Origin of the sequence: Thermococcus sp. 21S9, assembly GCF_012027635.1 — an archaeon.
In the GTDB taxonomy this organism is placed as follows: Archaea; Methanobacteriota_B; Thermococci; order Thermococcales; family Thermococcaceae; genus Thermococcus.
The window spans coordinates 778,490-791,777 of the sequence record NZ_SNUS01000001.1 but is presented as its reverse complement, the minus strand read 5'-3'; the positions used below and the strand labels follow the sequence as shown (position 1 = coordinate 791,777).

14 protein-coding genes are annotated in these 13,288 nt (G+C 55.9%); 7 read left to right on the top strand and 7 right to left on the bottom strand.

Annotated elements, in window-relative coordinates:
• Nucleotide 1: 1 nt before the first annotated feature.
• The 4 genes from hisS to E3E28_RS04545 all read right to left on the bottom strand — a co-directional run bounded on the left by hisS (nucleotide 2) and on the right by E3E28_RS04545 (nucleotide 3,782).
• Nucleotides 2-1,309, bottom strand: coding sequence for a histidine--tRNA ligase (hisS, locus tag E3E28_RS04560; RefSeq protein WP_167915201.1), 1,308 nt, complete (start codon nucleotides 1,307-1,309; stop codon nucleotides 2-4).
• A gap of 64 nt (nucleotides 1,310-1,373) precedes the next feature.
• The gene (locus tag E3E28_RS04555) at nucleotides 1,374-1,988 is read right to left on the bottom strand and encodes a MarC family protein (RefSeq protein ID WP_167914212.1); all 615 of its coding nucleotides are present in this window, start codon (nucleotides 1,986-1,988) and stop codon (nucleotides 1,374-1,376) included.
• 102 nt (nucleotides 1,989-2,090) lie between these two features.
• A complete protein-coding gene (locus E3E28_RS04550; protein ID WP_167914211.1) occupies nucleotides 2,091-3,233 on the bottom strand; it encodes a cation:proton antiporter in 1,143 nt (380 codons plus the stop codon).
• Nucleotides 3,234-3,242: 9 nt separating this feature from the next.
• Nucleotides 3,243-3,782 carry an HPP family protein gene (locus E3E28_RS04545; RefSeq protein ID WP_167914210.1) on the bottom strand — a complete coding sequence of 180 codons (540 nt, stop codon included), beginning with the start codon at nucleotides 3,780-3,782 and terminating at the stop codon, nucleotides 3,243-3,245.
• Between the two features lie 158 nt (nucleotides 3,783-3,940).
• Here E3E28_RS04545 and E3E28_RS04540 point away from each other — a divergent pair, with 158 nt between their 5' ends.
• The 5 genes from E3E28_RS04540 to E3E28_RS04520 all read left to right on the top strand — a co-directional run bounded on the left by E3E28_RS04540 (nucleotide 3,941) and on the right by E3E28_RS04520 (nucleotide 8,494).
• On the top strand, nucleotides 3,941-5,404 hold the full coding sequence (locus E3E28_RS04540) for an NAD(P)/FAD-dependent oxidoreductase (RefSeq protein ID WP_167914209.1): 1,464 nt from the start codon (nucleotides 3,941-3,943) through the stop codon (nucleotides 5,402-5,404).
• 68 nt (nucleotides 5,405-5,472) lie between these two features.
• Nucleotides 5,473-6,078, top strand: a complete 606-nt coding sequence (locus E3E28_RS04535) for a DUF257 family protein (RefSeq protein ID WP_240921703.1) — start codon at nucleotides 5,473-5,475, stop codon at nucleotides 6,076-6,078.
• Nucleotides 6,068-6,688: a DUF257 family protein gene (locus tag E3E28_RS04530; RefSeq protein WP_167914207.1), complete on the top strand. Its 621-nt coding sequence runs from the start codon at nucleotides 6,068-6,070 to the stop codon at nucleotides 6,686-6,688. Before E3E28_RS04535 ends, E3E28_RS04530 begins: the two co-directional genes overlap by 11 nt.
• A 34-nt stretch (nucleotides 6,689-6,722) precedes the next feature.
• Nucleotides 6,723-7,643: a TIGR00269 family protein gene (locus E3E28_RS04525; protein WP_240921702.1), complete on the top strand. Its 921-nt coding sequence runs from the start codon at nucleotides 6,723-6,725 to the stop codon at nucleotides 7,641-7,643.
• Between the two features lie 200 nt (nucleotides 7,644-7,843).
• Nucleotides 7,844-8,494, top strand: a complete 651-nt coding sequence (locus E3E28_RS04520; protein WP_167914206.1) for a DUF257 family protein — start codon at nucleotides 7,844-7,846, stop codon at nucleotides 8,492-8,494.
• Here E3E28_RS04520 and E3E28_RS04515 read toward each other — a convergent pair.
• From E3E28_RS04515 to E3E28_RS04505, 3 genes are read right to left on the bottom strand one after another with little or no spacing between them, the layout of a single operon-like run.
• Nucleotides 8,491-10,422: an alpha-amylase/4-alpha-glucanotransferase domain-containing protein gene (locus E3E28_RS04515; protein ID WP_167914205.1), complete on the bottom strand. Its 1,932-nt coding sequence runs from the start codon at nucleotides 10,420-10,422 to the stop codon at nucleotides 8,491-8,493. The two genes, E3E28_RS04520 and E3E28_RS04515, sit on opposite strands and share 4 nt — an antisense overlap.
• A gap of 46 nt (nucleotides 10,423-10,468) precedes the next feature.
• Complete coding sequence (locus E3E28_RS04510) at nucleotides 10,469-11,092, bottom strand: diacylglycerol/polyprenol kinase family protein (RefSeq protein ID WP_167914204.1); 624 nt, start codon at nucleotides 11,090-11,092, stop codon at nucleotides 10,469-10,471.
• Entirely contained in the window at nucleotides 11,064-11,759 is a 696-nt protein-coding gene (locus tag E3E28_RS04505) for an HAD family hydrolase (protein ID WP_167914203.1), read from the bottom strand. Before E3E28_RS04505 ends, E3E28_RS04510 begins: the two co-directional genes overlap by 29 nt.
• 78 nt (nucleotides 11,760-11,837) lie before the next feature.
• On the opposite strand from E3E28_RS04505, the gene E3E28_RS04500 reads away from it, so the two are divergent.
• Nucleotides 11,838-12,083 carry a DUF131 domain-containing protein gene (locus E3E28_RS04500; protein WP_167914202.1) on the top strand — a complete coding sequence of 82 codons (246 nt, stop codon included), beginning with the start codon at nucleotides 11,838-11,840 and terminating at the stop codon, nucleotides 12,081-12,083.
• Nucleotide 12,084: 1 nt separating this feature from the next.
• The gene (locus E3E28_RS04495; RefSeq protein ID WP_167914201.1) at nucleotides 12,085-13,257 is read left to right on the top strand and encodes a cation:proton antiporter; all 1,173 of its coding nucleotides are present in this window, start codon (nucleotides 12,085-12,087) and stop codon (nucleotides 13,255-13,257) included.
• Nucleotides 13,258-13,288: the final 31 nt, after the last annotated feature.

Here is a 13,288-nt window from a genome sequence, read left to right as displayed (position 1 = left end):
ATCAGAGGCCGAGGAGCCCGAGTAGCTCCTCGACAAGGCCTTCTTTTTTCACAACCCTCTGCTCGCCCGTTTCCATGTCCCTTATCGTGACGTTGCCGTTCTCGAGGTCCCTCTTCCCGATGAGAACCACGTACGGCACGTTGAGCCTGCCCGCGTAGTCGAGGGCCTTTCTCAGCTTCCTTCCGGTCAGCTCGACGTCGGCCCTAACGCCCGCCCTCCTGAGGGAAGATACCACCTCGACGGCCGTCTTCCTGAGCTCGACTTCCTTGCCAATGGGAATCACGTAAACGTCGGGCCTGAGCTTGATTTCCGGAATCAGGCCTTTCCACTCAAGTATTGGAATGAGCCTCTCGACACCGATGGCGAAGCCCGTCGCCGGGGTCGGCTTTCCGCCAAAGACCTCGATGAGGTTGTCGTAACGACCGCCACCGCCAATCGAGCCGATTCCGAGGTCGTTCGGCGCTATCGCCTCAAAGACGACGCTCGTGTAGTAGTCGAAGCCCCTCGCTATTCCGAGGTCAATCCTAATCCATTTCGAGACACCGTAGGCGTCGAGCAAATCAACGAGCTCGTAGAGGCGCTTTATCTCGGCTTTAGCTTCCTCGCTCGTGAACAGCTCCTCCGCCTTCGGGAGAACCTCGTTCGGCTCGCCCTTGATTTCAACCAGCGAGAGAACCTTCTCGACCCCTTCATCGCTCAGCCCGAAGTCCTTCAAAGCATTTACGAACTCCTCCCTGGTAAGCTTGTCCTTCTTGTCTATGAGCCTCATGAGCCCGATGTCGTCTTTGACGCCGAGCATTCTGGCGAACTCGTCGAGCAGAACCCTGTCGCCGATGTTGACGGTGAAGTCCTCCAAACCGGTCGCGAGGTAGCTCTCGGTGAAGAGCGCTATGACTTCGGCATCGGCCTCAACCTTATCGCTCCCGATGAGCTCAACGCCGGCCTGCCAGAACTCGCGGTAGCGACCGCTCTGAGGTTCCTCATAGCGGAACATGTTAGCCATGTAGTACCACTTGATTGGCTTCGGGGCCGTCTGGAAGGCTGAAACGTAGAGCCTCGCGACGCTCGACGTCATGTCCGGGCGGAGCGAGATGTCCCTCCCGCCCTTGTCGAGGAAGGCGTAGAGCTGTTTTACAACCTCCTCACCGCTCCTGAGCTTGAAGAGTTCGGTGTACTCAAAGGTTGGAGTTAGAACCTCGTGGAAGTTGTAGCGCTCAAAGGTTTCGCGAATTCTCTCGAAGACCCATCTCCTCTTCGCCATCTCCTCGGGCAGGAAATCCCTCGTTCCCTTAACGCGCTCAACCTTCATTCCTCTCACCTTTTCGGAAGAGAGGAGGGAGAAGTTAAAAGGTTATCCCGGCAGGTTTTGACGTTTATCCAGCCGAGGTCATGAGGAGGTATATCCCGACGACGCCCTCGACCATCATCTGGGCTCCGATGGCCATTATGAAGAGACCGATTATCCTGATTGTGACGCTCAGCAAAGTTTTGTTCACGGACTTCATCATGTAGAGCGCCACGAACATCGAGAGCGCAACGATTGCTATCGCTATGGCCGTCGCTGAAAGGGAGACGAGGTAGCCGTATTCCGCCGTGAGGGTTATTACAGCGGTTATTGCCGCGGGACCGGCTATAAGAGGCATCGCGACCGGGACTGCCGCTAAAGCGAGAATGTCGCGCTCCCTCTTGAGGGTGAACATTCCACCGCCTTCCAGAGCTTCGAGACCGATTTTGAAGAGAACGAAGCCACCTGCAACCTTCAGAGCGTTTATGTTGATGTGAAAAATCTCCTGGAGGATTATCTGGCCCGCTATCGCGAAAGTCGCCAAGAGAAGGAAGCCTATCAGGTTGGCCCTCACGATAAGGGCTTTGATGTCCTCTATGTGAAAGTCCTCGCGCAGGAAGCTGACAAGGAGTATCTTGTCGCTCGGGTCAATCATGATGAGCATCAGCAACGCTGAACTCAGTATCGTTGATAGCTCGCTCATGGCGAAAGCTGGGGAAAGCGATTTAAAAAGCTACCCCAACCAAGAACGAGCGATGACGAAACCGGCACTGGCTGAGTCGTGATGAGCACTCGGTTGGCCGAGCTACCCCTTTGAGAAAACCACCTTAAGCAATGGAGGCGTCACAAGGGTCGTCACGAGGACCATCGCTATCGCTATTGAGAAACTTTCGGGAGTTAAAACGCCCTCGGCAAGGCCTATGTTGGCCATTATGAGGCCCACCTCCATCCTCGGAATCATCCCAACGCCTATCTGGAGTGCCTCGAGCTTTCTAAAGCCTGTCAGGAGTGCGCCGGCCCCACAGCCGAGAACCTTTCCGATTACCGCAAGGAAGGAGTAGATGAGCGTGAAGGAGCCGGCGACGAGTAGAACACTAACATCGGTCTCGGCCCCAACGCCGACGAGGAACACGGGTATGAAGAGAGAGTAGCCAAGGGTCACAATCTTGTCGGTTATCTTCTTCGCGTCCTCGCTTCCGGCGACGAGAACGCCGGCCAGGTAAGCCCCGGTTATGGCCGCTATCTCGAAGCGCTCCGCTAGGTAGGCGAAGAGAAGCATTATGACGAGGGCGACGCTCGTCACCGTCTCGGGGAGGTTTATCCTGTGGGATGAGCGTAGGACCCGCTTGATAACGCCCCTACCGAGGAGGTAGCTGAGAAGGAAGAACGCCGAGACCTCTGCGAGGATTATTCCGACATCAAAGAATGAGACGCTCCCCTTCGTGCTCATGGCAACGAGAATCGTCAGGATTATTATGCCGAGGACGTCGTCGACGACGGCGGCCGCCAAAATCGTCGAGCCGACCTTCGAGCGGAGGCGCTTCATCTCAAGAAGCACGTTGGCGGTTAAGCTGACGCTCGTGGCCGTCATCACACCGCCGAGGAACAGTGCCTCCATGTTGGGGTAGCCCCACCTCAGGGCGAGAACGTAACCGAAAACGAAGGGCAGGGCAACGCCAAGGCTCGCTATCACGAAGGAGGGAAGTCCAACGCGCTTGAACTCCTCGATGTCCGTTTCAAGACCCGCCAGAAACAGCAACATAACGACACCTATGTCGGATATCAGCCGGACGCCCTCGTCGTAGGCCACGATATCGAGAAAGCTGACACCTATCACTATTCCGCCGAGTATCTGGCCCATCGCCGCCGGGAGGCCGACCTTTGAGCTCAGGTAGCCGGAGAGCTTGGCAGTTATCAGTATCACGGCCAGTTCAAGGAACGGGTCCATCCGAACACCTCACAGGGAGACGAGCCTTATGAGCCGTATGATGTCCTTGACCTCAAGTAATCCGACGACGCGGTTCTCGTCGTCAACGACGGGGAGGTGGTGCTTTCCGCTCTCAAGCATGACACCTATAGCGTGGCCGAGCGTGTCGCTTGCCCTGACCGTTATCGGCCTCGTCACCATCACGTCCTCGACGAGCGTGGCGCGGTTCCTCGCGTAGCGCTTGAGGAGCGAGAGGCCGACGACGGAGTGATGCCTCGGCGGGGCGAAGAGGTGAAGTATGTCCTTCATCGTCACGAAGCCGACGAGCTTTCCGTATTCGTCCACGACGACGGCGGAGCTTTCATCGTCCCGGAAGAGGGCGATGAGGGTCGCGAGGGAATCCGTCGGTCTGACCCGGACGAAATCGCGGTCCATCACTATCTCGACGGGAACCTTCCCGATGTAGCGAACGTTGTGGCTCAGCTCCTCCTTGCGCTTGAGCTTCAGGAGCTTCTTCTTCGTATGAAGGACCCTCGCCTTCTTGGCCCTAACCTTCAGGGGGCGCTCCATAGTATCACATCCCCGTTAGTTCTCCCCAAGGGTATTAAACGCTTCGGTTCCTTGTTGGACTTGAACATGTCAAAATCATCCCAAAACAATCCAAAAATTAACCAAAAACTTGCCAAAAGATTTTTAAGGGAAAAGCCATAGAACTCGGTAAGGGAAATATGGTCTCCGAAAACGGAAGCGGAAGGTTCTACGACGTTGTTATTATCGGAGCAGGCCCGGCTGGACTTTTCTCGGCCTACGAGCTGGCTGAGAAGAGCGACCTGAGCGTTCTCGTCATCGACGAAGGTGGCGACGTCAAGCAGAGGGTCTGTCCGATGTTCGAGCTCGGCTACTGCATAGAGTGCAAGCCCTGCCACATAATGAGCGGTGTTGGAGGAGCCGGCGGATTAAGCGACGGCACGATAAACCTCCGCCCGGACATAGGAGGCGACCTGAGTGAACTGACCAACGATGAGAACTACGCCTGGCAACTCGTCTGGGAGGTCGACCAGATTTTCCTGAGGCACAAGGCACCGAGGAACCTCTACAAGGGCGACCCCGAGCAGGTCAGATACTGGGAGCAGAGGGCGGCGCAGGCCGGCGTCAAGTTCATCCCGATAATCCAGAGGCACATCGGTTCGGACAGGACGCCCGACGTCATAGACGACATCAAGAGACACCTTGAGGACAAAGGTGTGAAGTTCCTCCTCTGGACTAAAGCTCTGGAGTTCGGAAAGGGCTGGGTGAGGGTAAAACGAGGAAAGGACGTCTTCGAGATTAAGGCGAAGTACATAATCGTCGCCCCGGGCAGGGGTGGTGCGGACTGGTTCCACGAGGTGGCTCAGAAGATAGGGCTCAAGGCCCGTCACGGCCCGATTGACGTTGGCGTCCGCGTCGAGGTTCCCGCGATAGTGATGGAGCCCATAACGAGCATAAACCACGACCCCAAGTTCCACATCTACACCGACACCTATGACGACTTCGTGAGGACATTCTGCACCAACCCGAACGGCTTCGTCGTCGAGGAGCGCTACGACGGCTACGTCGGCGTAAACGGCCACTCGATGCACGAGAAGAAGAGCAACAACACCAACTTCGCCTTCCTGAGCAGGATAGAGCTCACCGAGCCGGTGGAGGACACAACGGCCTACGGCAAGAGCATAGCGCAGTTAGCTACCACGATAGGCGGTGGAAAGCCCCTGATTCAGCGCCTCGGGGATTTAAGGAGGGGAAGGAGAAGCACGTGGGCTAGGATAAGGAGGAGCGACGTCGAGCCGACGCTGAAGAACGTAACTCCCGGCGACATAGCGATGGCCTTACCGCACCGCGTCGTGACGAACATCATAGAGGGCCTCGAGAAGCTCGATAAGGTCCTGCCCGGCGTTGCCAGCGACCACACGCTCCTCTATGCTCCCGAAATTAAGTACTACGCCATGAAGGTCGAGGTCGACGAGAACCTCGAAACGAGCATCGAGGGAATCTTTGCCGCCGGCGACGGAGCCGGTTTGAGCAGGGACATCGTCAACGCGGCCGCTACCGGACTTCTGGCGGCGAGGGGGATACTCAAAAAAGAAGGATTATACACGGAGAAGGACTTCAGGAAGCCCGGCAACTGGAAGGAGAGAATCGAGTCCCTTGACTAACCTCCATCTTTTCTCCTTGTGAAAAAGGTATTTATGTGATAACGCACACATCTAAAACGGTGAATGTCATGACTAACGTTGTTGAGTCCCTTCTCAGGGTCACCGACGGCATACTCCTCGTCGAGTACTCCTCGACGGACCATCCAGAGCGGACGTTCTTTAAGATCCTGGACGGCTGGAGAGGGCAGGGAATCACTCCCCTCATAGTGGACATCGGCGACACGCTCCACATCTTCCTCCAGAACCTGAAGTTCGCGGGAATCAGCCCGAACATTGACGATGTTCCCGTAATAAAGGAGAGGGGAATGGTAAAGGTGGGAAAAGTCGTTGGTTCGGTCGAGGTTGTGGAGGACTTCGAGTACCACCTGGCCACGTACAGCCAGCTGGCCAGAAAGGTTCCCAGCGAGGTGAGGAACCACACGATAGTGCTCGGGATGGAGAAGTTTTCCTTCACTTTCATAGACAACCCGCGGAAGCTTGAGATGTACTTCGAGACCGTGACGAGGAGGTATCTGCCCGTTGAAGGCAAAACAACGTTTCTATTCCTCAACACGGACATAGCCTCGGACTACCTGGCAAAGGGGCTTGAACAGGACTCCGACTACGTTCTGCGGGTCAGGGGCAGTGACGTGCGCGTACTGAAGTCACCGGGGGTGGGTAATCATGAACTTTGATGAGTACCTCTCGAAGGTTTCCCCCGGGGAAAGCGTCCTCATCGAGCACACCTCGCTGTCAACGTACGCCCTGGCATTTTATGCTATAGGCGAGCGGTACGGCTGGAACAGGGTTCTCCTCGTGGACGTGATTGATTCAAGCCTACCCGTGATTAGGTGGCTCCGGCTATCAGGGCTGAGCGTTCCCGCGGACGTCATGAGGATTAAGGCAGGTGGCGTCTCAAACTGGGGCAGGGTTCTCCTCGAGGTTGACCCCCACAAGGACCCTGGAATATTCCTCAGCAAGTTCAGCAGAAAGATAAGAGAGGTCTACGCCCAAAACGAATACACCGTTACCGTCATAATGAACCCCGAAAGGCTAATCCCGCTCCAGAACGGCAACAGGTCGTTTATGCTGACCCTGGCCAACATGGCCTCAGCCTTCATAGGGAACCCCAACAGGGTAACCTTTTACTTCGTCAATAGAGACATGGCGGAGGACAGGTACAGGGCGCTTCTGGAGGAGGCCTTTACTCGCGTTCTAACGTTCACTGGACCGGAGGAACTGAGAATTCTCAAGTCCCCCAATACAGAGGAAGAGGGCACCGTACTGAAGTTGGGGAAACGTTAAAAGCCACCCCTCTCTTCTATTTCCGGTGGAAAGAATGCCAATGAGATGCAAGTTCTGTGAGAAACCGGCCTTCATCAAGCTCCATTACCCAAAAATGTACCTCTGTCCGGAGCACTTCAAAGAATACTTCGAGAGAAAGGTCAAGCGGACGATAGAGCGCTACAAGATGCTCAAGCCTGACGAGAGGGTTTTAGTTGTCGTCAGCGGTGGAAAGGACTCGGCCGTTACCGCTTACATCCTCAAGAAGCTCGGCTACAACATAGAGTGCCTCCACATAAACCTCGGCATCGGCGAGTACAGCGAGAAAAGCGAGGGCTACGCCAAAAAGCAGTGCGAAGAGCTCGGAGTTCCGCTTCATATCGTCCGCGTTAAGGAGCTCCTCAGGAAGGGAATCGGCGAGGTTAGGACGAGACGGCCCACGTGCTCCTACTGCGGTCTGACGAAGAGGTACATATTCAACAAGTTCGCCTACGACAACGGCTTCGATGCCGTCGCTACCGGCCACAACCTCGACGACGAGGCGAGCTTCATCTTCTCGAACATGATGCACTGGAACACGCAGTACCTGGCGAAGCAGGGGCCGGTGACGCCGAGTCAGTTCAACGGAAAGCTCGTGAAGAAGGTCAAACCGCTCTACGAGGTCACCGAGAGGGAGGTTGTTGCATACGCCCTCGCCAACGGCATCGACTACATGATGGAGGAGTGCCCGCACGCGGTCGGGGCGACGACGATTGAGTACAAGGAGATACTCAACGAGATGGAGGAGAAGAGGCCCGGAACGAAAATCAACTTCGTCAAGGGCTTCCTGCGGAAGAAGCACCTCTTCGAGGCAGAGCTCCAGGAGGCCGAGCTGAGAGAGTGTAAAGTTTGCGGAATGCCGTCGAGCGGTGAGGTCTGCTCGTTCTGCAGGTTCTGGAGGCTTGAGAAGCCGATAGACTTCAGGCTGAACCGATGAGGAGACTTTCGGGCACTGAGACGTGATGAGGGCCACCCTACCCGAGGTTCACGCAAGGGTTGGGGGCGTGGACCGTTAGAGGGGAGTAACGGCTTGCAAACGGGCTTTCTTTTTCATTTAGCCCCTTGCGGTGGTATTTCGAATCGTTTATATACCTCCAGCAGTATAAAATAACCCAAAGTTATCAAAGGGGTGGTCGCATGCTCGGCGACATCATCACCGGACTCTGGAACTCCCTTAAACCCGGGGAAATAGTTCTGATAGAGAGAACGGACGTTAAAGACCAGTATTTTGGCATGCACCAGCTCATAACGTGGGGCCTCTCCAAGGGATACACAATCCTCGTTGTTGATGTTGTCGATTCCCTCCACCTCCTCAAGGCCAAGGCCAAGCTGGCCGGCTTCGACGGCGAGACGTTTGAGAACGTCAACGTCATTAAGATAGGCGGGAAGATAAAGACAGGCAGGGTAATCGCCTGGATAAGCGACCTCAGCGAGCCGGTTATACTCGTGGGGAAGTTCAGAGAGGCGTATGAGAAGTTTCTGGACGAGCACGCCCCCGTTCTAACGATAGCACTCGGCGTTGAGAAGCTCTTCGTGACGTCCGAGATAATGCCCAAGAACGTCCACATAATCCTCAGTCTCGTGTCCCAGTACGTTGGAAACGAGAAGAGACTCGCGGTCCACTTCATCAAGGCGTCCCTCCTCGACGAGAACAGGAAATTCCTCCTCGGACTGCTGGAGGACATTGCGACCACCGTCATCAGGGTGGAGTCTGACGGAAGAATGACGAGGTTCGACGTCGTCAAGTCAATAAAGAAGGAGATGCAGGGAGTCTCGATACGGGTTTAGGGCTCCACGAAACGGAGTCCGAACCTCAGCTCCCCGCCGAGCGGGAACAGAAAGGTGTAGCTGACGCCCTGCTGGATGAAGTCCCACCCGCTTTCGCTCTTGCTCAGCGTTTTTACCGGGAACTTCCATATCCTTGCTTTTCTATCGAGTTCAAGGGAGAACCTCCCAACGGCGTAGCGGTCGTTCACCTCAATCCTCGAGCCTTCCAGCTCCCCCGGCGTCTCCATCACGCTGTGGACTGCAACGTTAAGCTCGACCGCGAAGGTTCCCCTTCCCGAGACGGCGTAGTCAACGGTGAAGCCCTTCTCATCCGGCCTGAAGACCTTGACGACCGAGAAGTCACCTTCATTCCTCCAGAGCCTCAGCTCGTTTCCGTTGAGCGAATACCCGTAGGGCTTTCCTGAGAAGTCCGCGAGGGGTTCGTAGCGGTTCAGCCTGAAGTCGTCGAGGGTCGTTTCTGGCCTTAAAAACCTGTCCTGGAGGAGCGCCCTCCTGACGGAATCGTAGGCAACCTCTTTCCTAATCTCCTCGGGAACCTCGCCCGAAAGCTCGTGAATGCTCTCGACACCGTCGCCCTCTTCCTCGGGAACCGCACTTCCTGTGGAGTGATAGTGCTCGTAGCGCCTTGTCAAGACGTCGGCGTAGTTAACTGCCCGTTCTTTCGAGCTCAGCTCGACGAGGGAACCGCCAAGGCCGGGCTTGAAGGAGTAGTAGAAGTTCTCTCCCTCGATGAAGACCTCATCCCTTCCGTCGAAGTCGAGGTCGCGGACGAACGTTCCAGTGGAAACGTAGCTGTTCGCCCTTATGATGTTCTCCCAGACGGCCCTGCGGAGATGGGGAAGGTAGATTCCGCCGAAGACACCGTGCCAGTAGGCATCGTTGCACTGGGCCTTGAGAATAAAGCGCCTCGCCTCGGGGTTGTCCCTCACGAGTTTACTGACCATCAGCATCCTCTTGTGGGTGTAGTTACCCTCGGGATACTTGAAGAAGAAGTTCTTCCAGATTCCGCCCCTTACGAAGACGCGGTAGCGGTCAAAGACCCGTTTTTCCTTCAACCACTCAACGAATTCCACAAAAAGCCTCGCCTGCTCCGCTGGAAGGCTCCACTCGCTCATCTCGAAGTAGGAAGCTATCGGCAGGTAGACGAGGCCCCTCGGCCTGAACCGCTCAAGGTACTCGGAGTAGAGAAGGACCTCTATCCTCTCATCGCTTGAAATCCTGTCAAAGAACTCCCCGAGCCAGCCCTTCTCATGAACCCACTCGTAGGTTCCGGGCCAGACGCCGAACTTCTCGCCGTCGTCGTGGAAGACAGCAACCTTGCTCTCGTCGCCGTCGTCGAGGGAGTGGAGGTAGGAAAGCGTTTTCTCAACGGGGCGGAAGGGAATCAGGTAGCGGAGTCTCTCGTCAATCGGGAAGACTACGACCGCTTCACCGTTGTCTTCGGTGTAGTAGGGCCAGTAGAGGCTTTCCTTCGGCAGGCCGGCGCTCATGAAGTGGTAGTCGTCAACGACGACGTACTCTATTCCCGCCCTCCTCAGGGTTCTCACGAGTTCGGGCTCCCAGACCCTCTCTGTCAGCCAGAGACCCCGAGCATCGTAGCCGAGCTTTCTCGCAAAGTCCTTCAGGAGGTTAATCTGCTCGACCCGGTCTTCCTCCGGAATTGACGCCAGAACCGGCTCGTAGAAGCCGGCAACGATAATCTCAACCTGGCCCCTCCTGACGAGGCTTTTGAGGAGGTCAAGGTGCTCCGGCCTGTTGCTGGCTATCCACTCAAGGAGCGGGCCGGAGTAGTGGACGGCGACCTTCATGTTTGGGTACTCTTCCAACGTCTCGAGAAACGGCCCGTAGGCCCTCTCGTAGGCGCTCTCAAACACCCAGCCGAAGTTCCCGAGGGGCTGGTGGTTGTGGATTCCGAATATCAACTTCATACTCCCACCACAAATGATATCACTTCAAGTGATATAATCTTTTCCATCAGAGGGAAAGGACAAGGTAAACCGCAACGGCAACGGCGAGCTGGTTGGAGAAGTTGTCGTCGGGCGGGAGGTTGTAGAACTCCGCTATCGTTCCCGCGAATGAACCAACGAAAGCTGGAATTAGGCCCACAAGAGGAGTGAGTATCGCCATGCCCGTCAGGAAGTATGCAAGGCTTCCCTCAACGCTCTTGCCGTTGGAAAACCTGTGCCTGCCGAAGGTCTTCCCGATTATTGCCGCGAGCGCGTCGCCGAGGGTGGCGAGTGCTATCGCACCTATTGCAACCCCCTCTGGAAAGAAGTACACCACAATGAAGGACGCGGCGGCGAAGTAGATGTGGGCCGCGACCCGATTCCTCTCGTGCTCGCGCGTTATGTCATTGATGTGATTTTCAAGGAGTTCTATCTTCTCCACGACCTCCGGAGAAACGTAGAGGTTCAGCTTCTCCTTTATCCTGTCCCTCCACTCCTCGATTACCCTGAAAGGCTCCAGGACAACGAAGAGGATAAACGCAACTCCAACAAAGGTGAGCGTGTAGGTCTTCCCGAGGAGCAGGTAAACTGCCGGAACCGTCAGGCCGGTGAGGTGGAGGGCCTTACGCTTCAGCTCTCTTTTGATGCTCACGTTTAATCACCTCCAGGGCATCACCAAGGTTTTTAACTACGTAGTCGGCATTTCTGACCTTCCTTCCGCTGAAGTAGCCCCTCCTCACCAGTATCCCGACGGCACCGAGGGCCCTCGCACCGGCCATGTCCGTCTCGTCGCGGTCGCCGACGACGTAGACCTCCCTGTCAGGGAACCTCTCGAGGGCGAGGCGGAAGTTGTAGTCCTCAAACTTGCTGTGGCCGGTTTCACCGCTTATGATTACATCGTCAAAGTAAGCCCCTATCCCAAGCACATCAAGCTTCTTCCTCTGCCAGTTTGTGGAGGAGTCAGTGACGAGAACGACCCTCGCCCCGAGCTCCCTAAGGCCCCGAAGGAACGGTAGGGCATCATCGTAAAGCCTGAGATACCTGAAGAAGTGCCTCTCAACGAAGGATGAAAGCTCCGCGAGCTCGTCACGGGTTATGCTCGGGTATATCCTCCCAAAGAGCTCCTCAACGAGCTCGTGAAGGTCGAGGGTGTGGAGCCTCTCGGAGTCCTCCAAGCCCCTGTACTTGGCTGTCAGGAGGTAGAGAAGGGCCCTGGGCTTGCCCCTGCGCAGGAGGAAGGGAATCGCGTGGAGCATCGTCCTCTTTCCGGCTTCCCACGTGTTGCAGAGGGTATCGTCAAGGTCAACGAGCACGAGCATGTTAGGAGTTGGAGGGAACTCTTTAAATCCTTCCGGTGGGCGGGAAAGTTTAAAAACCGGAACCTCAACTTCACGCCGATGAAGGGAGAAGTTCTCATCGGAGCGGGAATAGTGCTGATATTCATCGGCTTTCTGTTAGTGTTTCTGGGGACGCTGATTTCGGCCCTTGGCGGAGGAAACGTCGAGGGCGGAGGAGTGATAATGATTGGCCCAATCCCGATAGTCTTCGGTACGAGCAGAAGCGCGGTAACCGTTGCCTCAGTAATCGCGCTCGTCCTCATGCTCCTCTGGATAATAGGTGTTCTCCTGGCGAGGAGGGGATGAAGTGTACCTTGGCTACCTCGCCCTTCTCCTGGTCGTTGCAAAGAGCCTCGAGTGGGCCTTCGAGAGGATTGAGATACACCCCATAATAGCCCACGTGGTTACCGGAATACTCCTCGGACCATTCATCCTCGGAATCGTTGAGCCGGGGGAAGAGCTCAGGGTTCTGGCGGAGTTCGGACTCATAATGATGATGCTTTACATGGGCCTGACGAGCAACTTCTCGGCGATAGCCCAGAACACCGGCAAGGCCGTTCTGGTGGCAATCCTCGGCGTTGCGTTTTCCTTCCTCTTCGGCTTCCTCACGGTGTACGCCTTCGGAAAGGGAATAGCCGCGGCCATATTCATAGGCGCGACCCTCGGAAACACCGCGATAGAGGTCACGAGCGGTGTCCTCGTCAAGGAGAGGGTGAAGAGGGAAGTTTCCTCGATTCTCATGGGCGCGGCCTTCGTTGACGACATCGTCGCGGTTTACCTCATCGGTATAATAACCGGCATGACGAAAGGAGGCCTCGACGCCGTATCCTTTGGAATCTTGACGGTCAAGATATTCGCCTTCATAGCCTTCACACTCCTCGTCTCGGAGCTCGTCTTCAAGCGGGCCAGGTGGTTTTACTCCATAGTCAGGAACCTCAACGTCTTCTTCACCTTCACGCTCATCCTCACGTTCACCCTGGCCATAATAGCGGAGTGGGTCGGCCTCAACCAGATAATCGGAGCTTACTTAGCGGGACTCACCATAAGCAGGCTTCGCGAGAGAAAAGACCCGCTCGTCGTCACGAGGATTAAGCTCAACGAGCTGATTGAAGACCTCCAGGTCGTCCTCACCGAGTTCTTCATACCGCTGTTCTTCATCTACGTCGGTCTTGTCTTCAACCCGCCCGTGAAAGCCCTCGACCCGACCCTCATAGGCCTCCTCTACCTCTCGGCAGTCCTCGGAAAGCTCCTCGGGTGCGGTCTCGGCGCGAAGCTCTCGGGTCTCAGCTGGGATGATTCCATCACCGTTGGCATAGGAATGGGAGGAAGGGGAAGCCTTGAGCTCGCGATACTCACCTTCGGGCTCAGCAGTGGGATAATAGACCAGGCCCTCTTTGCAAGCGTTGTAACGGTCTCGATGCTGACGGCGCTGACGACGCCGATATTCTTTAAGAAGTACATCGAAAGGAGGAAAGCTTAAATTCAACGAACCCTACCGCCCCCAGGTGAGA